Origin of the sequence: Pseudoalteromonas sp. A757 (genome assembly GCF_004103285.1) — a bacterium.
GTDB classification, from domain to species: domain Bacteria; phylum Pseudomonadota; class Gammaproteobacteria; order Enterobacterales; family Alteromonadaceae; genus Pseudoalteromonas; species Pseudoalteromonas galatheae.
Genome location: NZ_QNQN01000069.1, coordinates 1 through 25,271 on the forward strand (window position 1 = coordinate 1; position 25,271 = coordinate 25,271).

25 protein-coding genes are annotated in these 25,271 nt (G+C 44.8%); 10 read left to right on the forward strand and 15 right to left on the reverse strand.

Going from position 1 to position 25,271, the window contains the following annotated elements:
* Positions 1-545: 545 nt before the first annotated feature.
* Positions 546-1,091, forward strand: a complete 546-nt coding sequence (locus DRB05_RS11880; protein WP_128727141.1) for a gamma carbonic anhydrase family protein — start codon at positions 546-548, stop codon at positions 1,089-1,091.
* Here DRB05_RS11880 and DRB05_RS11885 read toward each other — a convergent pair.
* Together DRB05_RS11885 and aroE are read right to left on the reverse strand one after the other, a co-directional pair.
* Positions 1,077-1,310, reverse strand: coding sequence for a DUF1488 family protein (locus tag DRB05_RS11885; RefSeq protein ID WP_128727142.1), 234 nt, complete (start codon positions 1,308-1,310; stop codon positions 1,077-1,079). The genes DRB05_RS11880 and DRB05_RS11885 overlap by 15 nt on opposite strands.
* Positions 1,307-2,125, reverse strand: a complete 819-nt coding sequence (gene aroE / locus DRB05_RS11890) for a shikimate dehydrogenase (protein ID WP_128727143.1) — start codon at positions 2,123-2,125, stop codon at positions 1,307-1,309. Before aroE ends, DRB05_RS11885 begins: the two co-directional genes overlap by 4 nt.
* Before the next feature lie 29 nt (positions 2,126-2,154).
* Here aroE and DRB05_RS11895 point away from each other — a divergent pair, with 29 nt between their 5' ends.
* Together DRB05_RS11895 and DRB05_RS11900 are read left to right on the forward strand one after the other, a co-directional pair.
* Positions 2,155-2,604, forward strand: a complete 450-nt coding sequence (locus tag DRB05_RS11895) for a group II truncated hemoglobin (RefSeq protein ID WP_010379482.1) — start codon at positions 2,155-2,157, stop codon at positions 2,602-2,604.
* Between the two features lie 105 nt (positions 2,605-2,709).
* Positions 2,710-4,317 (forward strand): HAMP domain-containing methyl-accepting chemotaxis protein, encoded by a 1,608-nt coding sequence (locus DRB05_RS11900; RefSeq protein ID WP_128727144.1) that lies wholly within the window; start codon positions 2,710-2,712, stop codon positions 4,315-4,317.
* A gap of 48 nt (positions 4,318-4,365) precedes the next feature.
* On the opposite strand, the gene hemF is transcribed toward DRB05_RS11900, so the two are convergent.
* The 6 genes from hemF to DRB05_RS11930 all read right to left on the reverse strand — a co-directional run bounded on the left by hemF (position 4,366) and on the right by DRB05_RS11930 (position 9,374).
* Positions 4,366-5,277 (reverse strand): oxygen-dependent coproporphyrinogen oxidase, encoded by a 912-nt coding sequence (hemF, locus tag DRB05_RS11905; RefSeq protein WP_128727145.1) that lies wholly within the window; start codon positions 5,275-5,277, stop codon positions 4,366-4,368.
* Positions 5,278-5,285: 8 nt separating this feature from the next.
* On the reverse strand, positions 5,286-5,864 hold the full coding sequence (locus DRB05_RS11910; RefSeq protein ID WP_128727323.1) for an L-threonylcarbamoyladenylate synthase: 579 nt from the start codon (positions 5,862-5,864) through the stop codon (positions 5,286-5,288).
* Positions 5,861-6,427, reverse strand: a complete 567-nt coding sequence (locus DRB05_RS11915; protein WP_128727146.1) for a type I DNA topoisomerase — start codon at positions 6,425-6,427, stop codon at positions 5,861-5,863. The genes DRB05_RS11910 and DRB05_RS11915 overlap by 4 nt, the downstream gene beginning before the upstream one ends.
* Before the next feature lie 199 nt (positions 6,428-6,626).
* Entirely contained in the window at positions 6,627-7,100 is a 474-nt protein-coding gene (locus DRB05_RS11920) for a DUF494 family protein (RefSeq protein ID WP_010376797.1), read from the reverse strand.
* Positions 7,101-7,104: 4 nt separating this feature from the next.
* Entirely contained in the window at positions 7,105-8,187 is a 1,083-nt protein-coding gene (dprA, locus tag DRB05_RS11925; RefSeq protein ID WP_128727147.1) for a DNA-processing protein DprA, read from the reverse strand.
* A 47-nt stretch (positions 8,188-8,234) separates the two neighbouring features.
* Positions 8,235-9,374: a LysM domain-containing protein gene (locus tag DRB05_RS11930; protein ID WP_128727148.1), complete on the reverse strand. Its 1,140-nt coding sequence runs from the start codon at positions 9,372-9,374 to the stop codon at positions 8,235-8,237.
* A 127-nt stretch (positions 9,375-9,501) separates the two neighbouring features.
* Between DRB05_RS11930 and def the strand changes: the two genes are divergently transcribed.
* The 4 genes from def to trkA are packed head-to-tail and all read left to right on the forward strand — an operon-like array spanning position 9,502 to position 13,674.
* Positions 9,502-10,014: a peptide deformylase gene (gene def / locus DRB05_RS11935; protein WP_128727149.1), complete on the forward strand. Its 513-nt coding sequence runs from the start codon at positions 9,502-9,504 to the stop codon at positions 10,012-10,014.
* A 33-nt stretch (positions 10,015-10,047) separates the two neighbouring features.
* Positions 10,048-10,995 carry a methionyl-tRNA formyltransferase gene (gene fmt / locus DRB05_RS11940; protein WP_128727150.1) on the forward strand — a complete coding sequence of 316 codons (948 nt, stop codon included), beginning with the start codon at positions 10,048-10,050 and terminating at the stop codon, positions 10,993-10,995.
* Positions 10,992-12,275, forward strand: a complete 1,284-nt coding sequence (gene rsmB / locus DRB05_RS11945; protein ID WP_128727151.1) for a 16S rRNA (cytosine(967)-C(5))-methyltransferase RsmB — start codon at positions 10,992-10,994, stop codon at positions 12,273-12,275. Before fmt ends, rsmB begins: the two co-directional genes overlap by 4 nt.
* Before the next feature lie 22 nt (positions 12,276-12,297).
* A complete protein-coding gene (gene trkA, locus DRB05_RS11950; RefSeq protein WP_010604175.1) occupies positions 12,298-13,674 on the forward strand; it encodes a Trk system potassium transporter TrkA in 1,377 nt (458 codons plus the stop codon).
* A 13-nt stretch (positions 13,675-13,687) separates the two neighbouring features.
* Here trkA and DRB05_RS11955 read toward each other — a convergent pair whose 3' ends face one another.
* From DRB05_RS11955 to DRB05_RS11980, 6 genes are all read right to left on the reverse strand, one after another.
* A complete protein-coding gene (locus tag DRB05_RS11955) occupies positions 13,688-14,371 on the reverse strand; it encodes a flagellar brake protein (RefSeq protein ID WP_128727152.1) in 684 nt (227 codons plus the stop codon).
* Positions 14,372-14,497: 126 nt separating this feature from the next.
* A complete protein-coding gene (locus DRB05_RS11960; protein WP_239965713.1) occupies positions 14,498-15,034 on the reverse strand; it encodes a hypothetical protein in 537 nt (178 codons plus the stop codon).
* Between the two features lie 147 nt (positions 15,035-15,181).
* Positions 15,182-16,633, reverse strand: coding sequence for a TrkH family potassium uptake protein (locus DRB05_RS11965; RefSeq protein ID WP_128727153.1), 1,452 nt, complete (start codon positions 16,631-16,633; stop codon positions 15,182-15,184).
* Between the two features lie 63 nt (positions 16,634-16,696).
* Entirely contained in the window at positions 16,697-17,314 is a 618-nt protein-coding gene (locus tag DRB05_RS11970; RefSeq protein ID WP_128727154.1) for a YigZ family protein, read from the reverse strand.
* 67 nt (positions 17,315-17,381) lie between these two features.
* The gene (pepQ, locus tag DRB05_RS11975; protein ID WP_128727155.1) at positions 17,382-18,704 is read right to left on the reverse strand and encodes a Xaa-Pro dipeptidase; all 1,323 of its coding nucleotides are present in this window, start codon (positions 18,702-18,704) and stop codon (positions 17,382-17,384) included.
* Positions 18,705-18,798: 94 nt separating this feature from the next.
* Positions 18,799-20,688: a transglycosylase SLT domain-containing protein gene (locus DRB05_RS11980; protein WP_128727156.1), complete on the reverse strand. Its 1,890-nt coding sequence runs from the start codon at positions 20,686-20,688 to the stop codon at positions 18,799-18,801.
* Between the two features lie 281 nt (positions 20,689-20,969).
* Between DRB05_RS11980 and fadB the strand changes: the two genes are divergently transcribed.
* The 3 genes from fadB to tusA all read left to right on the forward strand — a co-directional run bounded on the left by fadB (position 20,970) and on the right by tusA (position 24,752).
* Positions 20,970-23,132, forward strand: coding sequence for a fatty acid oxidation complex subunit alpha FadB (gene fadB, locus DRB05_RS11985; RefSeq protein WP_128727157.1), 2,163 nt, complete (start codon positions 20,970-20,972; stop codon positions 23,130-23,132).
* Between the two features lies 1 nt (position 23,133).
* Positions 23,134-24,303 (forward strand): acetyl-CoA C-acyltransferase FadA, encoded by a 1,170-nt coding sequence (fadA, locus tag DRB05_RS11990; protein ID WP_128727158.1) that lies wholly within the window; start codon positions 23,134-23,136, stop codon positions 24,301-24,303.
* Between the two features lie 209 nt (positions 24,304-24,512).
* Positions 24,513-24,752 carry a sulfurtransferase TusA gene (tusA, locus tag DRB05_RS11995; protein ID WP_010376829.1) on the forward strand — a complete coding sequence of 80 codons (240 nt, stop codon included), beginning with the start codon at positions 24,513-24,515 and terminating at the stop codon, positions 24,750-24,752.
* Between the two features lie 72 nt (positions 24,753-24,824).
* Here tusA and DRB05_RS12000 read toward each other — a convergent pair whose 3' ends face one another.
* Positions 24,825-25,271: a hypothetical protein gene (locus DRB05_RS12000; RefSeq protein WP_010376831.1), complete on the reverse strand. Its 447-nt coding sequence runs from the start codon at positions 25,269-25,271 to the stop codon at positions 24,825-24,827.

Below are 25,271 nucleotides of genomic sequence, written 5' to 3' on the forward strand. Positions count from 1 at the left end.
GCTCATTGAATTCTGATTTTGATACCTTTCGGTATCGAATTGACTGTGCTGAATAAACTATGTTTATTCTGTTGGTCACTCAGTTCAATTGAGACTCTAAATTTGTTTGCGTCATCTAGCGAACTAGAATCTGCTGTTAGAACTCAATCTGTACGAGTGCCCACACAGATGATTGCTTCATATTTTTAAAGAACATTTCGAAACATTTCGTTGCTTCGAGGGATGTGCATTCTAAGCATTCCCAATTTTTTGTCAACACTTAATTTTGAATTTCTTTATCAGAAGTTTCGAACTTAAGTTTTACTTGACGCTAACTCGCTGCTGCTTTGCTTTTCAGCGTAGCGCCCCGTGTCAGTGGGGTCGCATTATAGGGCGATCCGATTTTAGTGCAACCCTTTTTTTAAAGAAAGTTGCGAAAAAACGTTTGTTCGAGCAAAAATAGAGCGAAACGCTTATTTTTGACACTTTTACTTATCTATTTGCAGTTTTTTCGTACTAGAGTTTTACAATTCAACACTCTACACTAGTGACACAAGACACGAGAGATGAGTAATCTAGACATGCTTAGAAGTTATAAAGGTAAATTCCCGCGCTTGGCACAAGGCGTTTATATTGATGAATCATCCGTTTTGGTCGGTGATATAGAAATTGGCGAAGACAGCAGTGTTTGGCCATTGGTTGCAGCCAGAGGCGATGTGAACTACATCAAGATAGGTAAACGAACTAATGTTCAAGACGGCAGCGTACTGCATTTAACAAGAAAGAGCGCTTCAGTACCTGACGGTTACCCGCTTATTATTGGTGATGATGTAACTGTTGGTCATAAAGTCATGTTGCATGGTTGCAAACTTGGTAATCGTATTCTTGTGGGTATGGGTGCAATTATTATGGATAACGTCACCGTAGGAGATGACGTTATCATTGGTGGTGGTGCACTTGTCCCGCCTAATAAAAATCTTGAGTCCGGCTTTCTATATGTCGGTAGTCCGGTAAAACAAGCCAGACCCCTCACCGAACAAGAGCTACAATTTTTAAAAGTGTCCGCCCAAAATTACGTGGAACTGAAAAATGAATATTTAGAGGAAAGCTAAGCTTATCTCTCCCGCCTCATTAAATGAGTCATCCTCTATTAATTGCTCAGCCTGCATTTCATAATCGAATTGGTGCTGAGCAAAGTGCGCTATTGCGGCTTCCTGCTCAAGCTCGGTTGCAATTTTACAGCGGATCAGCTGACCACTGGCCATCGCCGTAAACGTTAATTCTCCCTGTTGATAACTGATGTCATCATTAAACAGTATTGCCTGGTTCATATTTCCCCTCTAATAAGCCTAAATGTTTCGGACGTATCAGGCCTCACCCCTCGCCATTGGTAAAACGCTTCTGCGGCCTGCTCAACTAACATACCTATGCCATCTATCAATTGCGTTTGTTGATTGTGTTGCGCCACCCAGTCTAAGAAACTTGTTTGCTGGTCGCTGTAGAACATATCGTAGGCAACTAAGCAGGATGTAATAACAGTAGGGCTAACGTCTGGTACTTGCCCTGTGATGCTCGATGAGGTGGAGTTAATCACAATATCGAAACCGATGTCGGGGGTATTGTTTAAGCCACACCCTGTAACCTCTCCATACGAGGCAAATTGCTTTGCTAGTTGCAATGCCTTTGACTCAGTACGGTTGGTCACGACGATCCGTTTTGCTCCGGCCTGAAGGAGCGGATAGATACAGCCTTTGGCTGCACCACCTGCACCAATCAATAGTACGGTAGCCCCCTCAAGTTTAGTTTGGTGTTTCACGAGATCTCGTACAAGACCTGCACCATCAGTATTGTCGCCTGTAATACTGCCATCTTGCTGTTTGATTAGGGTATTGACGGCACCAGCGAGCCTAGCTCGTTCGGTGAGGGTATCTGCAAAGGCAAATGCCTGCTCTTTAAAAGGTAAAGTCACATTCGCACCACAACCACCTTGGGCAAAAAATGTCGATGCAGTTTGAATAAAGGCATCTTCTGGTGCCAAAATAGCCTCGTATTCTAATTGCTGCTGGCATTGCTGTGCGAATTGCGTATGGATTGCTGGCGATTTAGAATGTTTTATCGGATTACCGAATACCGCGTATTTGTCCATCGTTATAAGAGCGCCTTGAAAGAGTCATTATGAAGCAGTTAATTAAACGTATCTTTAATAAAGATGCAACCGTAGAACAAACAAATAGTGCCCCCACTCCAGAAAAAACACCTTATGAAATCATTGGTGGAGAACAAGGCGCCCGCGATCTTGCCAACCGCTTTTACGATATTATGGCAACTGATCCCTATGCAAAGCCGCTTTACGATATGCATCCACAACCATTAGACAGGATCAGACAGGTATTTTTTGAATTTCTTTCTGGTTGGTTAGGTGGCCCAGATCTTTTTGCAGAGAAATATGGCCACCCACGTTTAAGAATGCGCCATATGCCCTTTCCTATCGACCAAGATTTACGGGATCAATGGATGCACTGTATGAATAAAGCATTAGACTTAGAGGTAGGAAATCCATTATTAAGAGAAGGATTAAGGCAGTCCCTCGCTCAACTTGCGACACATATGATTAATCAAGAATAAAACTAAAGTATTAGTTGATTAAAATTACACGGCTATTTTGCGCTAGGTCAAACCCCGTTCTTGAGTAGAGATGCATAATTACTGTTCTAATTATGAACAGGTGCGATGCGTGTGAAATCTATTCAACATAAAATTTATGCGTTACTGGCAGTGACGGGTGTCCTCGTTTTGATTGCCAGTATCCTCAGTAGTAGCAGTCAACAAAAGACTCTTGCTGAAGAAACAGTTGAAAGTAACATTAGGTTACTAGCAGATAATTACTTTGACTCTATCAATACTATGATGCTGACAGGCACCATGGCAAACCGTGAAATTTTGAGTGACAAAATTCGTAATCACCCTAATATCGAAGATGCTCACATTATCCGCTCCGAGCAAGTTAATAAGCTTTACGGTCCTGGTAATGCAAATCAAGCACCTAACTCTGAAGCTGAGTTTGATGCGTTGAATGGGAAAGAAACCTTAGTTATAGAACAGCGCGATGGTAGTCGTATCATGACTTACTTAAAGCCAATGATAGCCAAGGAGGACTATAAAGGAACCAACTGCTTGGGTTGTCATCAGGCACAGGAAGGAGATGTGCTCGGTGTTGTGCGGATCAGCTACTCTCTTGCTGGCATTGATAATACTGTACACAACAATACTTGGTTTAGTACAGCACTCCTCTCCGCCATTTTTATAACCACATTTGTGATTTTAGGCGTACTTTTTAGGAAACTATTTATTGTACGACTAAAAACACTAGGCCGAACCATGCGTCTCGCAACGACGAATAAGGACCTATCATTACGAATAGACGACCAAGTCGATGACGAGCTTGGACGCTTGGCGATTAACTTCAATAAAATGATGGATAGCTTTAAAGACAATATTGCGCAGTTATCCAACTCTTCGAAAATACTTATTCACTCAGCAGAATCTATATATGCTTCAGCGGAAACTACCGAGCTGGCCATTCAAGAGCAAAAACAAGGAACGGACTCTGTTGCAGCCGCAATTAATGAGCTTGAAAGCTCTTCAAGTGAAGTAAAAAATACCACCCACTTTGCATCAGAAAAGTCGGACAGCAGCAATCACCTCGCAGAGGAAAGCATGGCTGTTGCTAATCATACTGAGCAAAGTATCAACCAATTAGCACAAGATGTAAGGCAGGCTGCAGAACAAGTTTCTCAGCTTCAAGCACAAACTCTTGAAGTGGGTAAAGTACTCGAAGTGATCAGTAGTATCGCGGAGCAAACCAATCTCTTAGCGCTTAATGCAGCAATAGAAGCCGCACGCGCAGGGGAAGCAGGTAGAGGGTTTGCAGTTGTTGCCGACGAAGTCAGAACACTTGCTACACGTACCCACGACTCAACCGATGAAATCAAACGTACTATCGATAAGCTACAGTCCGAGGCACAGCAAACCGTGGCAGCAATGAGTGCTTCTTGCGAAGAAGCAGATGATCGTGCACAGCAGGTCAAGAAAGTAGCCCAAGCGCTTAAAGACATCTCGACGCAGATGCACGAAATTAATGCCTTAAACCTGCAAATTGCCGATGCCACTGAGCAACAAAACTTGGCCGCTGAAGAAATCAATCGTAGCGTAGTGGCGATTAGCGATAATGCTGAGCGCTCGTTAGTTGATGCCCATGGCTCTAAACAGATCAGTGAAGAGTTGCTCACCCTTGCACGCGATTTAGATGAGCAAGTACGCGGATTTAAATTAAACTAAGTGAACCGCTAAAAGCAAAAAAGGAGCCGAGGCTCCTTTCTAACTCTATTACATCGCCAGCCAATTCTTTGGGGTAAGATAATTATACAGCTCAGCTTCTTTCGACCCCGGTTCGGGCTGGAAGTCATACTCCCAGCGTGCCAATGGTGGCATCGACATTAAAATAGACTCGGTACGTCCACCCGTTTGTAGACCAAACAACGTACCTCTATCCCAGACCAGATTAAATTCAACGTAACGGCCTCGGCGATATAGCTGGAATTGACGCTCCTGTTCGCTATACGGCGTATCTTTGCGTTTTTCAATAATAGGCAGATAAGCATCAAGGAAGCCATTGCCTACAGCTTGCATAAACGCAAAGCTCTTCTCAAAGCCCCATTGGTTTAAGTCATCAAAGAATAACCCACCCACACCCCGAGTCTCATCTCGGTGCTTTAAATAGAAATATTCATCACACCACTTTTTGTAGTCACCGTATACTGCGTCACCAAATGGTGCGCACAAATCCTTTGCAACTTGGTGCCAGTGCTTCACATCCTCAAGAACTGGATAAAATGGGGTTAAATCAAAACCACCACCAAACCACCAAATCGGCTCTTCACCTTCTTTCTCAGCGATGAAAAAACGCACATTGGCGTGGCTAGTTGGAATATTGGGATTCTTCGGGTGGATCACTAAAGACACGCCACAGGCATGGAAACTTCTTCCTGCTAACTCTGGACGGTGCGCCGTCGCTGAGGCTGGCATAGAAGCGCCAAAAACATGTGAATAGTTTACCCCGCCTTGCTCAATAACATCGCCATTACGGATCACGCGAGTGCGACCGCCGCCACCTTCAGCACGTTCCCAAGCATCCTCAACAAACTGAGCGTTACCATCGGCAGCCTCTAAGCCTTGGCAGATATTATCTTGTAGTTGTAATAAAAAAGCTTTTACGGTATCTAGGTTTATTTTACTCATGGTACTTTTTATCCTCGGATCACTTGGCCAGTCATTGCATTTTTAATGACGCTTGGGGTCGTATTACCGCCTAACTCACCTTCAACATAATAGCCGACTTGTGAGCCGAACTGGCGACGCGCTTCCAACAACGAAACAACCGGAGTTTGACCTGTTACATTGGCACTGGTAGATACAATCGGCTTACCAAAGCGTTGACACAACTGCTTTACAATTGGGTGGCTAGTAACACGAATAGCGATAGTGTCGTGCCCCCCTGTTAACCAATGCGGCGTACTGGCTTTCGCCGGCAATAACCAAGTAATGGCTCCTGGCCATGACGAAAAAATATCAGCGCGCTTATCCATCGGGATTATATTGTCATCCACGTAGGGTAAACATTGACCATAATTGTCGGCGATTAAGATTAACCCTTTTTCTATGGGTCGAGATTTGATTGTTAGTAACTTAGTGACCGCATCTTGGTTATCAGGATCACAACCTAAACCATAAATGGCTTCCGTCGGATAACAGATCACTTCGCCGGCTTGAAGTGCTGACTCGGGCGTTTCTATTGCCACGGCATCCGCTTTATTGTCATTACTCACGGTATTTCCACTATCTTTTGACATGATTTCTGCGGGCATTGTAGCACAGCTTTACCCGCTCGGGTTTTCTCCACTAGCACGGGCCAATGACACTCAGGGCAAGCCTGCTCTACAGGCGTGGCGTTCAAGGTATACTTACAACTTGGATACGTGTCACAACTATAAAAGTGTTTACCATACTTATTTTTACGCTGAATTAGATTACCTTTTTGACATTTTGGACACGCGGGTAAGGCCACCGAGGGTGGTGCATCTTCATGACCAATATAGTGGCAATCAGGATACCCAGTACAGCCAATAAACATGCCATAGCGGCCATTTTTTATCACTAGATCTTTGCCACATTCAGGACAAGCCACATCTTCTAATACTTTAATTACATGGCTATCATGATGTGCCAGCGGGCGAATATAATCACAAGTTGGGTAGCTAGCGCAGCCAATAAATGGACCATTTTTACTGTTTTTGATTACCAGCTCAGAGCCACATTCTGGACATACTTCATACTCTTTTTCTAATGCATGTTTGTCTGCATTAAATAATGCATGGTCTATTTTACTCATCGCTTTACCACCGCCCCCTTGTGCAAGTATGCGCCTAATATAATCGCCTTGTTTTTAGGGTCAAGGAAATGATGGAAATTCCCCCCTGCGAATACTTGATATCCGCATTTTTAACGAAGTAAGAAGCGTTATTTGAAAGGCGGTAAGTTGAAGTTTTGACCTCAACTTACCGAGAGAAACTTATCGTGCTAGAGCAGAGCTAATGAACTACAGATGCAGGCTCGGTAAAAATCAGATCTTCCATCTGCGCATAAGCATGCTCTTTACCCGGTACATTAAATAGCACCATTAGTATCACCCACTTTAAATCATCAAGGCTAATATAGGTTTTATCCAAGGCGAATAAGCGATCCATCACCATTTCTCTGGTGGTACTGTCAATCACTCCGACTTGTTCCACAAACATTAAAAAACCACGGCTCTCAACATCTAGCATATTGCATTCGCTATCGGTGTAAATCCGCGTTGCATGGTCCGGTTTAGCATTTAAATAGGGGTTTTCGTCACTGTGCTGTAAATCTGCAAGTTGCTCAAGCCAATCAAGCGCTTTGTATATTTCGCCTTGATTAAAGCCGGCGCGAAGGAGTTCATCGGTGAGTTCGTTTTGTTCGACAAAGATTTCTGCCTCACTGTGAATATAGTTCTCAAATAAATACATTAGAATATCAAACATCTTCTTAACCCCTCGCGAGTTTTATGTAGCCGTCGAGTACACGCTCTACTTTATCTTCGAGTTCTAGGTCCAATAGTCTGGCAATCACCTGCTCTACTGGCCACTGGGTCCTTTGCGTTAAAGTGTCTACAGTCGTCACCTCAAAGCCAAGGTTTTCTAATACAGGACATTGCTCCTCTTTTTGCTCCCCTATTTCTATACTATATAGACTGTTTTCACAAAAAAAGCTCACTTCTTCCAAAATATCCTCAATATTTTCGGTGAGTTTTGCTCCTTGCTTAATCAGGTAATGACAACCGCTACTTAATCGATTTTTAATTGAGCCTGGGATCGCAAACACTTCTTTGTTTTGCTCCAGTGCATAGCGTGCGGTAATCAGCGAGCCACTTTTTATTTCGGCTTCAACCAACAAAACACCCAAAGATAAACCCGAGATTATGCGATTACGCCGTGGAAAGTGATTACTATTTGCTTGAGTGTTTGGTAAGAACTCACTGACTACCAAGCCATGCTGTACGATGTCTTCATAAAGTCGTTGATGGCGTTTGGGGTAAACAACATCAACACCAGTCCCTAGCACAGCAATAGTTGCTCCTTGAACATCAAGTGCACCTTGGTGCGCTGCACCATCAACCCCTCTTGCCATACCCGACGTTACTACCAGTCCCGAGCGACTTAGGCCCTGTGCAAATTCATGTGCAAGCCCAAGGCCGGTTCTCGTTGAACTACGACTACCGACAACTGCAATTTGTGGTTGCTTTAATAACGCAATATTCCCTCTGCAAAATAGCACTAAGGGAGGGTTACAGATCTCTTTTAATTGCTCAGGGTATTCGGGAGAAAACAAAGATACAACATGAATTTGCTGACGTTGACAGTAAGTCAATATGTGCTCGATACGAGACCAATCTGTACACGCTAAGTTGGCTGCAACATTTTCTTGTAGCCCAAGCTTACAAAGCTCAACCTGACTTAATGCGAATAATTGCGCAAGGGGGACTTGATTAAGTAATGCGGTGATAGTTTTGATACCCAGCCCCTGGCATAGGGTTAATGCAAGAGCTTGAGCTTGTTCAGTTTGTTTCATACTCTCTCCTTGAGTTCACTGACTCACTCAAGGAGATATACTACCACCTAGTTACTGGCGGTTTCCTTGAATGCTTGTACATAATCACCTACGCGGATCGGCTCTGAAGTTTCTACAACCATTGCATAGCTCAAGTCTCCGTATACTTTAAAGACCATTACTTCACCGACTTTTTCCTTTGGCATATGCCATACCACACTATCGTCATCGTTTTCCTCACCAAACCAAGATCCCATTTCGGTGATCATCTTGTCGAGTCGAGATGCGTCTTCAATATAGCGCGGACCGTGTTGGCTTTCTATAACTGTAGGCGACTGCCTTATAATATCAAGGACATGCCCCTCTTTTAACTGAGCTTTACTGCCTACATCAAGCACTACAACACTCATGGTACTAAACTCTCTGAGTTTATTATCGCTAGCAATAATACGTCCCGAAGTTTGCTGCTTTGGCCGTGTTATTGAAAACTGTGCTGGATAGCTTTGTCCCGTGGAGATGGGAAGGACAATATCACCAGCTCTAACTTCTTGTTTGGCAACTTCTAACTGTAGCTTTGCCGGACGTCCTGCTGCTAGATCACCTTGCTCGACCACATGGCCTGACCCAACTAACACGGCTTCCAAGCCAAGCTGTTGTTGACTGTCTAAGGTACGATAGGTTTCACCACGACGATAAATAGCATAGTGCCCGCCTTTAACTAAATCACCTTTGATATAAAGAAGGTGACCTGGAGTCGCATTTTTAATATTACGATTAGCCCCCAGCACAATTGGGCTCTCAGAAAACTTAGATTCAGAAAGTGCTTGCTCGAACCGCAAAAAAGGTTCCATGATGGGTAGCGGCAAGGTCGGAATGGCAGCCGCTTTTTGGTTAACAATACGTGTATGTGGTGAAAGCTTCTTCACCCCTTTATCCAGCACCAATATTGGATTACCATTTTCATCGTAAAGTAACTTAAGACTGTCCCCTGGATAAATCAGATCTGGGTTTTGTATGTTCGGATTCCACTGCCACAACTGCTTCCACTTCCATGGAGAACGTAAGTACATTTTTGAAATATCCCACAAGGTATCGCCTTTTTTCACCACATAGCGCTGGGGTGCATCTGCTTTTACAGCCAAAGTGTCCGCTTTCACAGAGAAAACAGAGCAGCTAGCGAGTATTAATGCAGCAATCGAATATTTCATGATGGCTTCCTTGTGGTTATTTTTGGTTATTATCCACCAAAACCTGTTAAAGGGGAACTTGAATGGCTAAAATAAGACCATACACTAGCTTACAACAGCTTACACGATAAATTGATTTAGGGTAATCATGGCCATATTAGAAGTTTTAAAGTTTCCAGATGAGCGTTTACGCACTGTTGCACAGCCTGTAGCAGAGATTAATGACGAAGTACGTCAAATAGTTAAGGACATGCTGGAAACTATGTATGATGAAAATGGTATCGGTCTTGCGGCTACGCAAGTTGATATTCATCAGCGCATTGTTGTTATTGACGTTTCTGAAGAGCGCAACGAACCGCGCGTCTTAATCAACCCAGAAATAACTAAGCGTGATGGTTCTACGGTGAGCGAAGAGGGCTGCTTATCTGTACCATATTCATATGCAAAAGTTGATCGCGCTGAGACAGTCACAGTGAAGGCAACAAACGAACATGGTGAAACATATGAGTTAGATGCTGATGGTCTACTTGCCGTTTGTATTCAACACGAACTAGACCACTTAGTTGGCAAGCTATTTATCGATTATCTATCGCCACTAAAGCGTAATCGTATTCGTAAGAAGCTTGAAAAAGAAGCTAAGCTCGCTGCAAAGCAAGCTTAACCAATGTCTAACTAACTGACTTTAGGATATTTCGTGAGTAATCCTTTGCGTATCGTTTTCGCAGGCACGCCTGATTTTGCAGCGCGCCACCTTGACGCTCTTATACAATCACAACATGACGTCGTGGCAGTATACTGCCCGCCAGACCGCCCTGCAGGACGCGGGAAAAAACTTAAAGCATGTGAAGTAAAAGTACTAGCACAAGAGCATGATCTTCCTGTATTGCAGCCACAATCTCTCAAAACACCAGAAGCACAAGCAGAGCTTGCAGCGCTTGAAGCCGATGTCATGATTGTTGTTGCTTATGGTGTACTTCTTCCGAAAGCCATTTTAGATACGCCTCGGCTAGGTTGTCTAAATGTACATGGTTCGATCTTACCAAGATGGCGAGGAGCCGCTCCAATCCAACGCGCCGTTTGGGCTGGAGACAGTGAAACCGGTGTGACGATAATGCAAATGGACGAAGGTCTAGATACTGGCGATATGTTACATATTGCTCGCTGCCCTATAACCGCAACAGATACGAGTGCGGATTTATACAACAAACTTGCGCTGCTCGGCCCCGATGCGCTTATTGATACGCTAGCACGCTTATCTGCAGGCGAGATCACGCCAGAAAAGCAAGACGATACACTAGCGAATTATGCTAAGAAGCTAAGCAAAGAAGAAGCCGACATTGACTGGCAGATGGAAGCTGCGCAAATTGAACGCAACATCCGCGCATTTAATCCATGGCCGGTTTGCTTTACCAATATGGCAGGTAACAGCGTCAAGATTTGGCAGGCGAAGGTAGTTGACGAACAAGGTGATGCAGGACATGTGCTACGTGCAGACAAGCACGGTATCGTAATTGCCTGTGGCACACAGGCATTGGAAATTCACACCTTACAACCACAAGGTAAAAAGCCCATGTCTGCACAAGACTTTTTGAATGGTCGAGCCGACTGGGTAGCAATTGGTGCTAAGGTTGGTGACGCGTGAGTAATGTACGCGCACTCGCTGCCCAAACCCTATTTCAAGTCGTCGATAAAGGCGCGTCGTTAAGTGCTCAATTACCACTTGCCACCAGCCAGTTAGACGGTAAAGACAGAGCTTTGCTACAGCAAATTTGCTACGGCGTATTAAGATATTTACCGTCTTTAGAGCATTACTGCCAACAACTGCTAGATCAGCCCTTAAAAGGTAAGCGACGTGTTTTCCAGTTTTTGTTGTATGTGGGTATTTACCAACTTCAGCATATGCGTGTCCCTGCTCACGCCGCGGTTGCCGAGACCGTAAACGCATTGACGCCTCTTAGAGCGCCCGGCATGAAAGGCTTGGTTAATGCGATTTTACGTAACTTCCAGCGCCATCAAGTCGAGCTAGAAACCAGTGCTACCGAGATCCCAGCTTGCTTATACAACCACCCTGGCTGGTTTATTAATCAACTAAAAGCAGCTTACCCAACGCAGTGGCAAGCTATTTTAGAAGCGAATCAACAGCAGGCACCAATGTGGCTACGTGTAAACCAATCGCAATTCTCTACTGTCGATTATGCAGCAATGTTAGATCGAGAAGGGATAGCCTATCAGCTTCATAATGAGTATCCAGACGGGATCTTGCTTGATAGCCCAATTGACGTTTATGCGCTTCCACAATTTGCCGCAGGCGCTTGCTCAGTGCAAGATGCAGCCGCCCAAAAAGCCGCGAGATTATTAGCACCACAATCAAGTGAAAATATTCTTGATGCTTGTGCCGCTCCTGGTGGTAAGACTTGCCATATTTTGGAGTTAGCAGACGCTAAAGTGACTGCAATAGATGCTGATGGCGCGCGCTTACAGCGTGTGGAGCAAAACCTTGAACGGATCGGATTGTCGGCCAAATGTCTCGAGGGCGATGCAAGTGACCCTGAAGCATGGTGGGATGGCGAGCTATATGATCGTATCTTGTTGGATGTTCCTTGCTCTGCAACAGGTGTTATTAGACGACACCCTGATATCAAGTGGCTGAGACGAGCTTCAGATATTGATAACTTGGTGACGTTACAGGCACAAATTATTGATAAAATCTGGCCATTACTCAAGCCCGGTGGCACACTAGTTTATGCTACCTGTTCAGTACTGCCACAAGAGAACCAGCAACAGATCAGACGTTTTCTTTCAGTGACTCCTGATGCGGCCCTTGTTCCTTTACATGATGCAGACACACAAACACAACCAGGCTTGCAGCTATTACCCGGATTAAGTGATGGGTTTTACTACGCAAAGTTGACAAAACAATAATAGAAAATCGACCGTAACCAATATGAAAATCATCATCTTAGGCGCCGGCCAAGTCGGCGGGACACTAGCAGAAAATCTCGTCGGTGAAGAAAATGAAATTACCGTTGTCGACATCGATGGCGAGCGCTTAAGAGAGCTGCAAGACAAATACGATCTACAGGGAGTCACTGGCCACAGTGCTCACCCTGAGATCTTGCGTCAAGCTGGTGCCGAAGATGCCGACATGATAATCGCCGTAACCAGCTCAGATGAAGTGAATATGGTTGCGTGTCAGGTCGCCTATAGTATTTTCAATACGCCGACCAAAATTGCGCGGATCCGCTCTGAGCAATACTTAAAGTACAAAGAAAAGCTGTTTCACAATGACGACCTACCTGTCGACCATTACATCGCACCGGAGCAGCTAGTAACGCAATATATTCGCAGGCTAATAGATTACCCAGGCGCTTTGCAGGTGCTGCAATTTGCCGAGGGCATGTTGTCACTCGTCGCGGTTAAAGCTTATTACGGCGGTTTACTCGTTGGCTATGCACTTTCAGCATTAAAAGAGCATATTCCAAACGTCGATACCCGCGTTGCCGCTATTTATCGTCAGGGCAAAGCCATCAAGCCACTCGGCACCACCGTAATTGAAGCTGATGATGAAGTTTTCTTTATCGCTGCGACTAAGCATATTCGAGCGGTCATGAACGAGCTACAAAAGCTTGAACGCTCTTACAAGAAAATTATGATTGCCGGTGGCGGTAACATAGGTGCGGGACTCGCCAGTTCATTAGACAAGAACCATAGCGTTAAGCTTATTGAACGCAATCAAGCTCGTGCCACGCAGTTGTCTGAAACGCTCGATAATACGGTGGTTTTTTGTGGCGATGCCTCAGACCAAGAGCTGTTATCAGAAGAACATATAGAGCAAGTAGACGTGTTCATCGCAGTGACGAACGACGACGAAGCCAACATTATGGCGGCGATGCTTGCAAAGCGCATGGGTGTACAAAAGACCATGGCGCTTATTCAACGTGGTGCCTATGTTGACCTTGTGCAAGGTGGCGACATTGATATTGCTATCTCACCACAACAAGCGACTATCTCAGCACTACTCACCCACGTTCGCCGTGGTGATATCGTTAACGTATATTCATTGCGTAAAGGGGCAGCAGAAGCCATTGAAGCTGTCGCACATGGTGATGAGAACACCTCTAAGGTTGTCGGCCGTGCAATTCGAGATATTAAATTACCACCAGGCGCGACCATTGGTGCCATTGTCCGTGATGAAGATGTACTGATCGCACATGACGATACCATTATTCTCTCAGGCGACCATGTGATTATGTTCCTGATCGATAAAAAGCAAATCGGTGTTGTGGAAAAACTCTTCCAAGTAAGCGCTTTATTTGTTTAAAGCGCCATATTCACTAAGTCTCTTGTTGATCTTGAAAAATAGACAAATCGATTAGGTAATCTTTTAATACACCACGGATTATGTCTGGAGCTGAAGTTAAGTGAATACCTAAAGAGACGATTTGATCATGGCTTTTTATGCGTCGAATATCCCCTTCAAGCGCGATCTGATTCCCTTCTTTGCCTTCAATGAAAACCTCACATTTCAGCCCCTCTTCCATATACTCAGCATCAATAGACGTTAAATCTAACTGTAACCCAGCAAGTGAAATGTCTTTTATCACACCAACATCTTTGCTGCCGTGGCAGTGAAACTTTGCGGGGATTAAGGTTGGTATCCTATTTTGCGAACGGAGTTTATAGGTTTGTACTTTTTCGGGTAGATAAAGAAAAATAAGCCGCGCGGGATGGACTGAAACCGCTTTGATTTGCGATTTGAATGCAATGACTTGGCCATCACTATTTTCGAGCAAAGCTCGAACAATAACCGACGTCCCTTCCATCACATAGTCCAGCGCCGCGCCTAATCGCTTAGGGTTGGGATGGTTAAGAATTAAAAACGCCCCTTGGAGCATACCGACATATTCTGTTTTTATTCTTTTGCTATTTGCCGGTAAGCAAATTTCCAAATCAACAATACTTCCTGCGCTGATTGCGGTGAGCAAAGCTTCTTGCCCAACCTCCTGAGTTTTTAACATGGCTCCAACCCTTCCTGAGTGCACTCTACTACTTTTTTATTGTAGCAGTTTTGGTGGAAGGCCATTTAAAACTGAATTAAGGTTAATTACAACTCTGCGCCTCTCAGTAATGCTAAAAAGTGATCATCATTTTATTAAAAAATGACTTCTTAGCATTATTGCACCGTCTCTTAACGTCATCATTCTACTCTGTATTTCAAGTGAGCTCTGCGCCATGGCAAGCTCTTCACCCTCAATAAACAACATCATAGGTTCGCTGTTTCGCTTAGCAACAAACAATATACCTGAGACATCATGTTTAAATAAGCAACCAGCACCTTCAGCTTCTAGGCAATCAACAATTGCCGGTATTTGGCGCTTTTGCCATAGCTCATTTTCTGAGATCACCTTCACAATAAATCGCGCACCGCTTTCACAGCCAATGTGATGAAACAAGTCATAGGATTGTGCACCACTATCTATGGTTGGTTGGTTGACTCGCAAATACCCAACTTCTTCGATCAAGCTGTTCAGCTGCATTACGCTTTGCTCTATAAGCTGCGCGCCAAAGCCCAGCTCATGGCTAGCAGCAAATCCTTTAATCACTTTAAACCCTTTATCTGAAAAGCGTGTGGCAAGCAAGGTAGTCACCTCCAAGTTAAATCGTTGTAAAAATACTGACACTTGAAAACCCCGAAAATCCGAGTTTTTGAAATTTTTATTAACTTTTTCTTTGCGAAGTTCAAAAATAAGATGACAATTCGTCACACTCAGAGAAGGGGGCTTTGTGCGTGGGCTTTCAGCAACGTAAGCCCACTCGATTTGGCGTGGTTAACCACGCCAGAAGGTAGGAGTAAATAGTACTAACAATGTGAAGATTTCTAAACGACCAAAGACCATAGCCAAAGTAAGGATCCACTTTGCAGCATCGCTAATATCGCCATAGTGCGCCGCAACATCTCCTAATCCGGGACCTAAGTTATTTAGGCAAGCCGCAGTTGCTGAAAATGCAGTAATGTTATCAAGCCCAGTCCCCAGTAATGCAATCATAATAATCACAAATACTAGTGCATAGGCTGAGAAAAACCCCCACACCGCTTCGACTACTTTGTCTGGTAGTGCCTTCCGGCCTAGCTTTATCGAGTAAATAGCGCGTGGGTGCACCAAACGATTCAGCTCACGGATCCCCTGTAAATAGAGCAAAAATACGCGTACAACCTTCATCCCCCCACCTGTAGAGCCAGCACAGCCACCAATGAAACTTGAGAAAATCAAGAGAATAGGTAAAAACAATGGCCACGTTGAGAAGCTATCAGTGGCAAAACCTGCTGTAGTGCTAATTGAAACAGCCTGAAACATCGCTTGATCTAAGGTCTCATCACCCGTTTCATAGACATTGTTTGAAGACAGTACCGCAAAACAAATTACCACCAACGCTAGTTGGATAAACAGAAAGACTTTAAACTCAGGATCTCGCAAATAAGCTTTAATATTACGGCTCGATACCGCAGCATAATGTAGCGAAAAGTTAATGGCAGCAATCAATAAAAAGACGACACAAATAACATTGATAAGTGGATTATCAAAGTAGCCCATAGAAGCATCATAAGTCGAGAAGCCACCGATGGCTATCGTGGCAAACGCATGGCAAATAGCATCAAACCAATTCATTCCCGCTATCCAGTAAGCCACTGTACAAGCCGCCGTTAGCGACACATAGATATACCAAAGGTGCTTGGCGGTATCAGCAATGCGCGGTGTCATCTTCGAATCTTTAACGGGACCTGGTGTCTCAGCACGATATAACTGCATACCACCAACCCCAAGCATTGGGAGAACGGCTACAGCCAAGACGATGATCCCCATACCACCGAGCCACTGCAACTGTTGGCGATAGAACAATACCGCTTTGGGTAAGTGTTCTATACCCGTCAATACCGTAGCCCCTGTCGTTGTCAGCCCAGAAAAAGCTTCAAAAACGGCATCTGCGAGGGATAGATTCGGCTTATCTAGGAAAATGAGCGGCAATGATGCAAACGACCCCAGTACCAACCAGAATAAGACAACGATTAAGAACCCCTCTCTGGCTTTAAGATCACCGTTTTCCTTGCGATTTGGGTAGTACGCAAACAGACCCATTAGCACACTAAAGATGAAAGCTAAAACAAAAGGTACACCACCACCATCTTTGTATATCAAAGATACAATGGCTGGTGGCACCATAGTGATACTAAATAGAGCGACTAACTGCCCGAGTATTTTTATTATGGTACGAAATTGCATTTTGTACGCTGCGCTTTTTGTTATTTAACCAGAGGTTAATGAGTGAATGTAAAGAAGTAGAGCCTACTCCTTGAGTTCCTTAAATAATACAACACCATTAGTTAATTCATAAATAGCATCAATGATTTGTTGTGTTTCACGACTATCTACTGCTATTTGCCAAGTAATATTAGCAGCGTATTCTTTATCTAAATTTAGCACTGTAAACTGACTTTGTAATAGCTGCTCTATCACACCCTGAAGATGGTAATCACTCTGACCAACAATGATAGAAGCCGGTACTTTTTTAGTCGTACTTAGCTGTGCTAGCGCGTTGTTAAGCGTGCCCCCATAGGCTCTGACTAACCCCCCAGTGCCAAGTTTTATACCGCCAAAATAACGCGTCGTCACCGCTGTGATCTCACCAATTCCAGATCCCATCAGTACATTTAGCATAGGCTTACCCGCTGTGCCATTGGGCTCACCATCATCAGAAAACCCTAATACATGACTGCCACCTGGAGCTCCAGCAATATGTGCCCAGCAATTGTGTCTTGCATCAGGATACGCATCATTAATCTGTTTTATGAACGCTTTTGCATCTTCGATGGTTGGCGTATGGGCCAAATGTACGATAAACGTACTTTTCTTAATTTCCTCGTGATGGCTTATAGACTCACTCGGAATGAAGTATTCAGACATAATGTTCCAAACTAAAAGGGAGCCAATCGGCCCCCAAATATACTTGTTTTCAGCGCTAGAAATTAGCTTACTCGAGACCGAAGTCTCGCGTCATGTTTTCTAATCTATCTTCATGCACAATGATATTATCTTCAATACGGATACCACCGTAAGGCTTCAGTGCATCAATCTTATCCCAATTGATATACTGCTTGTTATCTGTTTGCGCCAAGTCTTCTAGCAATGAATCAATGAAATATAACCCAGGCTCAATAGTGAACACCTGATTAGCCTCTATCTTACGAGTACAGCGCAAAAACGGGTGGCCTTCTGGTGGTGCTTGGTGCGTACCAGCTTCATCAGCCATAAATCCGCCCATATCGTGTACCTGCAGGCCAATATGATGGCCAAGACCATGAGGGAAGAAAGTGGAAGTAATCCCCTTCTCGACGATAGCCTGAGCATTAAGCTTAACAATACCAAAGTCACTCAGCACTTGCGCCACGCGATTGTGACAATCGATATGCAGCTCCCCGTACAGTTTGCCCGGTTGCAATGCTTTGCCTAACTCTATTTGGTGATCGTTCATGACTTTCACCAATTCGGCAAACTCACCTTGCTTAGCGAAATCATAAGTACGGGTAATATCTGACGCATAACCGTTAAAGTTTGCACCAGCATCAATTAAAAATGATAAGTGCTTGCTAGGCGCTTTACGCTCAAAATGGGTATAGTGCAAAATCGCACAATTTTCATTCAGGGCAACAATATTGCCGTATGGCGTATCGTTTTCCATATGCTGAGTCGCATTTAGATAAGCTTGTTGAATTTCAAACTCGGAGCCACCAGCAAAAAAGGCATCGCGCGCCGCCGTGTGACCAAGCACACCTAGACGGCTTGCTTCACGTAAACATGCCATTTCATACTGAGTTTTATATGCACGATGATAATGCAAGAAGTTCATCACCGGCTCTGGATTCACTTGAGTAAAGCCAAGTGCTTGTGCAACTTCTAAATATTCACCGATATAGGCATAGTTTGCTTTGTCGTACGGTAGTAACTGTTCGACCTGATCTGGCTTAACCAGCAGTTGAATATCAAAATATTCTGCCCAAAAATCTCTTGGCTCGTCAGGCACTTTATGCCAAAAATCAACCGGGCGATAAAAAATGAGTTTCGGCTTGTCACTACCATTGACCACAATCCAGCAGTGCGGGTTATCGATAACAGGCAACCAAGCTTTAAATTGCGGGTTAACTTTAAACGGGTAGTACATATCATCAAGGAATTGGCGCTTTGCTTGCCCCGAGTGGATCACAAGTCCATCCAGCCCTTCTCTATCTACTATCGTTCTTGTACGCTGTTGCAACGTGGCAATATGCTCTGCGTATAAATTTGCTAACTTATCCATGGTGTACCCATTTTCAAAAATTCACATACTTTCGAGTCTATCATAGCTGTTACCTAAAAACGACGAACTGAGTCTAAGCACCAGCCATGTGCGGTCATTTCACAATTTTCATATCCAAGATGCTTGCCAATATATTGCCATCACGACCAAGGCGAGTATGGTAAACCTGTCGATATGCCATCACATTTTTCACGTAGTCTCGTGTTTCTCTGTACGGGATCAGCTCAATCCAAAGCTCAGCAGGCATGGCCTCTGAAGGCAGCCAACGCTTAATTCTATGATAGCCCGCGTTGTACGACGCTGTCGCCAAAATCTCATTTCCGGCATTCTTACGCTTCAAGTATTCTAAATAACTAGTCCCCAAGCGAATGTTTGTAGCCGGATGATAGAGGCGATTTTTTGCCACGCGTTTGCGGTTGTTGACATATTTGGCGGTGCTTGGCAGCAGCTGCATTAAACCGTGGGCATTCGCACTCGAGCGTGCATCTGGTGCGAAAGAGCTTTCTCGGCGAGCAACCGCGATACTCCATGCGACATCGACTCGATTACGCTCACTATATTTAGTGAACAGATCTTTAAACGCCATCGGGAAACGCAAATCAACATAGTCCCATGCTTTGATCTGTGCAAGGGTAAAAATAGTGCTGTCATACCAATCAAACTCTGCAGCCAATATGGATGCAGCAAGCTTTTCTTCTTTGCTTGAGGTGTTAGTAAGGTAGTTCCACTCTCGGCGTGCTTGAGTATATCTTTCCAGCTCGTATAAAGCCTTTGCCCGCTTGAAGCCTGGCGCATGGGATACCCGTTCTACAATGCTAGGTTCAACATTTAACGGCGCTTCATTCAGTGAGACTGGTAATCCTAAACGTGCAGCAGCCAAAAAGCCGTAGTAATCACGCTCTTGTGCTAATTGCTGCCAAATCTCATTAGCTTTGGCCAACTCGCCACGCTTCGCGAGGCTATATGCAAGCCAGTATTGTTGACCATTACTAAGCTGCTCGTGACCCACGAATAAGGCCGAAATCCCTTCCCAATCTTGCTCTTTCAGCATGTTACTCATCAGCCACTGTAATAGCTTTTTGTCCTGCAACGATTTAGGCACTTTATTGAGCCAAAATCGTGCGTCTTCATGGCCTTTAGACGCAAGCGCCAGAGCAAAGCGATAAGCAACGCTATCCTTTTGCTGCTGAGTAAAGGTAAACATGTCCAGCATCTTCTGCCATGCACGCAGCGCTAAATCGGGGTCACGCCAAATCAGGCGCCTTACGCCATATACCGCTATTTCGGCTTCTTTTTCGGTGCGTTTACTAAAGCGATAAAGCCCAGCAGCCGCACTCGGATCTTGGCGAACCTTTTTATAAAGCTCGGCAAGATAAGCTTCATTTTTTGGTAATAGCTTCTCAAGATAATCTAGCAATGACGCTTGACCGGATTGCGCGGCATTAGTAATTCGCTGCCAGACACGCTCGGGCGTCCTATACCCTGCTTTTTGCCATTGTTTAAAAAGACCATCACAAGCTCTGGGCTGAGACTTTCCCACCGTCCAAATATCTGTCACCTGATCAAGAATCGCTTTTTTGGGGGCGCCCAAATCCAGCTGATACGCCAAATACGTACACTTGAGTTCAACATCACTGGTTTCACGATAAAACTCAATGAATCGTGCTTTCTTTTTATACCGCTTTAAATAATCGAGCCAAGCTGAGCGTACAGGCCATTCTAATGGAGTGTGCTCGTATACCGTTAAAAAATGCTGAATTTCCTGCTGGTACTTGAGCTTAGGATGACGCTTGTAAAACGCCATTTCAACATATGGCTTAAGTGGGTGATCGAGCTGCGCTACCGCAGCTTTAAAATTACTATAATTACCAGACCAAGCGATACGCTCAGCCTCTTTAAATTCGTCGAGAGTGCTGTCGGCTGCACAGAGCCAGCTCACCATACACAAGCTGCCCGCAGCTAAGCGGCGTAACCAATATGTCATGCAAACCCTTTTTTATTTGCCAAAAGAATACACACCTAAATTGAAATACAGCCAAATTATGCTTATCTAAAGATGGCGCTGAAGACCAAAAGCTCGGCCTGTCACTCGCGAGCACGCTCATAAATGACACTAAATGCGAGGTGTGTTAAGCCACCATAGCAAACCGACTCAGGTATTTCAGTAAATGTGCGGTAAATTTTTCATTGCAATTTGCCGCCAAAGGATCCACACTGATTGAAATTACAACTCATCGTACCAGTGTAAAGCACGGGAGAACATGTATGTTAATCAAACGCGAGTCCTTTGTAGTTGATTTTTGCAAAGGCAATATCGCTGAGTTTAAGTTTTGCCTACCAGGCTCAGTAAATAAACTATCTCAGCAAGTACTTAAGGAAAGCCACGAAGCGCTTATCGAATTGAGCCAGCGCGATGACATCGAAGGCTTAATTTTTACCAGTGACAAAGACCACTTTATTGTTGGCGCTGATATTTTCGAATTCCTTCCGACTTTCCAACGCCCAGAAGAAGAACTTGTTGGTTGGATTAAAAGCGCAACCGATGTCTTCGACGCAATAGAAGATTTACCTTTCCCTACACTATCTGCAGTAAATGGCCTTGCGCTTGGCGGTGGCTGCGAGTGGTTGCTCGCCACGGACTACCGTATAGCAACTGACAACGCAAAAATTGGCCTACCAGAAGTTAAGCTTGGCATTATGCCAGGCTTTGGTGGTACCGTAAGACTTCCTCGCTTAATCGGCGCTGACAACGCAATGACGTGGATCACCACAGGCCAAGAAAACCGAGCGAATGATGCGCTAAAAGTGGGTGCGGTTGACGGTGTAGTGCCTGCTGACAAACTCATGGCTGCCGCTATTCGTACCTTAGAGCAAGCTATTGCGGGTAAATTGGATTGGCGCGCAAAACGCCAAGTTAAGCTTGACCCATTGAAAATGAACCGTGTTGAGCAAGGCATGAGCTTTGGTATGGCAGAAGGCATGGTAATGGCAAAAACCAAGGGCCATTACCCAGCACCAATGATGGCGGTACAAACGCTTAAAGCAGCAGCTAACCTTAGTCGCAGCGAAGCGATGGCACTCGAAAATCAAAACTTTGCTAAGCTTGCCAAAACGGCAGAAGCCGCAGCACAAACTGGTATTTTCTTAGCGGATCAATACATCAAAACGGTTGCCAAGAAGCAAGCGAAGCAAAGCAACACCGAGATTAAGCAAGCGGCTGTGCTAGGTGCTGGAATTATGGGTGGCGGTATCGCTTACCAATCAGCCTACAAAGGCACACCAATCGTCATGAAAGACATCCAGCAAGGTGCCCTAGACCTTGGTATGGGTGAGGCTGCAAAACTACTTGGTAAGAAAGTACAGCGCGGCCACATGTCGATGGATAAAATGATTGCCACTTTAGGTAAAATCAAACCAACGCTTAACGACCAAGATTTACAAGGCTCAGATATTATTGTTGAAGCCGTTGTTGAGAATCCAAAGATCAAAAAATCGGTCTTGGCGAGTCTTGAATCGCAACTGCCTGAGGGCACAATTCTAACATCAAACACATCGACTATTCGTATTGATGAGTTAGCAACCGCACTTGAGAAGCCAGAAAACTTCTGTGGTATGCACTTCTTTAACCCAGTGCCAAAAATGCCATTGGTAGAAATCATTCGCGGCGAACAAACATCGGATGAAACCGTTGCCGCAGTGGTAGATTATGCCTTAAAGCTTGGCAAGTCTCCTATCGTTGTTAACGATTGCCCAGGTTTCTTCGTGAACCGTGTTCTATTCCCTTACTTTGCAGGCTTCAGCCAACTTGTTGTAGAAGGTGCTGACTTCGCAAAAGTAGATAAGGTGATGGAAAATGTCTTCGGCTGGCCAATGGGCCCTGCGTACCTACTAGACGTAGTGGGTATTGATACGGCAAACCATTGTACTGGCGTAATGGCTGATGGCTTCCCTACTCGTATGGCACGTAAAGACAAAGATCCTGTCGCTGTACTTGCGGCTGCCGAACGCTTTGGTCAGAAAAACCAAAAAGGCTTCTACCAATACGCACCAGATCGCAAAGGTCGTCTGAAGAAGAGCAAAGACGACAGCGCGCTTGAGTTGCTAAGCAGCATTTGTGACGCACCCACTGAATTTGATAAACAAACGATTATTGAGCGTTGTATGGTGCCAATGATCAATGAAGTATTACTGTGTCTACAAGAAAACATTGTTGCTTCACCGCAAGAAGCAGACATGGCACTGATCTACGGTATTGGCTTCCCTCCATTCAGAGGTGGTGCATTCCGCTATCTAGACCAAATCGGCCTTGCAAACTTTGTAGCAATGGCTGACAAGTACGCTCACCTTGGTGAAATTTATCAAGTTTCTGAGCAAACTAGACAGTGGGCAGATGAAGGTAAAGTGTTCTATCAAGTGGAGGGCCAGTAACATGGAAAACGCGGTAATCGTAGATTGTATTCGTACCCCAATGGGCCGTTCAAAAGGCGGTGTATTTAAGCATAAACGTGCCGAAGACCTCAGCGCACACTTGATGAAAGGCCTACTTGAGCGTAACCCTCAAGTAGCACCAGACTCAATTGACGACATTTACTGGGGTTGTGTACAGCAAACGTTAGAGCAAGGCTTTAACGTTGGCCGTAACGCTGCACTATTGGCAGGTATCCCTCATACTGTACCTGCGGTAACGGTTAACCGTCTATGCGGTTCATCAATGCAAGCATTACATGACGCAGCTCGCGCTATCATGACAGGTGCTGGTGACACTTACCTTATCGGTGGTGTTGAGCACATGGGTCACGTACCAATGACACATGGTAATGACTTTCACCCAGGCCTTGCGACATCAGTTGCACAAGCTGCTGGTGTGATGGGGTTAACGGCTGAGTACTTAGCGCTGATGCACGGTATCAGTCGTGAGCAGCAAGATGAATTTGCCGTACGTTCACACCAGCGTGCACATGCCGCAACCCTTGAAGGGCGTTTTGCAAAAGAAATCCTACCAATGGAAGGTCATGATGCCGATGGCACGCCAGTGCTTGTCGAGCATGACGAAGTTATCCGTCCAGAGACAAGCCTAGAAGGTCTAGGACAGCTACGTCCTGTATTTAACCCAGCATCAGGGACGGTAACTGCAGGTACCTCTTCAGCGCTGTCTGACGGTGCTTCTGCTATGTTGGTCATGAGCGAGTCCAAAGCAAGAGAACTCGGCCTTCCAATTCGTGCTCGTGTTAAGTCAATGGCAGTCGCAGGTTGCGATCCTTCCATCATGGGTTACGGTCCAGTTCCGGCATCACAAAAAGCCTTAAAGCAGGCGGGCATTACTATCGATGATATTGATGTTGCTGAACTAAACGAAGCCTTTGCAGCACAATCACTACCAGTGCTAAAAGACCTAGGTCTACTAGACAAGGTAGATGAGAAAGTAAACCTAAACGGTGGTGCAATTGCACTCGGCCACCCACTTGGTTGCTCAGGTTCACGTATTAGCACAACGCTTATCAACCTAATGGAAGAGAAAGGCGCGAAGTACGGCCTTGCAACTATGTGTATTGGTTTAGGCCAAGGTATCGCTACCGTATTCGAGCGCGTAGATAACTAATTCCAACCAGCTGGTACTGGGCTCTTTAAGACAATACCAGCGCACAACTTCAACTTGGTGACCAAGGCAAAACGGCACAGCTGTTTTGCCTTTTTTATTACCTGCATTTACCTCACCTCGGTTGGCTAAGACTTGAGTTATCCAAACTTGAGCTTACTTACAACATACGGTTAAAATAGCGGTTTTCGTAACTAACAAGGCCACCCACAATGAGTTTTGATAATACCGACCATACCTTAGATGCAGTAGGCTTACGTTGTCCGGAACCGGTAATGATGATTAGAGGCATGGTGAGAAGGATGAACTTAGGTGAGACTTTGTTAGTTATCGCAGATGATCCATCAACGACAAGAGACATTCCGAGCTTCTGTGAATTTATGGATCACACTTTGGTAGCCAAAGCAGTGGCTGAATCTCCCTACAAATATGTGATTAAGAAAGGTCAGTGATCTCCTCTTTAACACTATTTGTATTTGAACTCATGAGTCATAGACAATAAAAAAGCGGCATCTGCCGCTTTTTTAAGATTTTACAATCACCACCTTTGGTGAGCGAGGATTACGATAATCTAAGCGGATTTCGTACCAACCTTTTTTACTTGGCTTGAAACTAAAGTAGTTATACACCGTGTTACAATCCGCGACCAGCGGTTGTCCTAGCGTTAACTGCCCTTCACTCTTATAGCCACAGTTGTAGCCTTCACTCCACTGCTCATCAGCAATTTTAAATTCATACACCTTACCTGGGCTCATGAATCTTGCTTTTGTTGCGTAGATCCCCGGTTGTGTTTCTTCAAGGCGATACTGAGGTTCGGCATCCCACAGAGTGAAGTCACCGCGTAAATACATTGTCTTATCCAACTCGCCTGCAACAACCGGTGAAGTTGACGTTGTTGGCAATTGGAAGTTACTACTACAAGCGGTAAGTGCTAACAGCGCAATCGCCATTGCCCCTTGTTTTTTAATCAT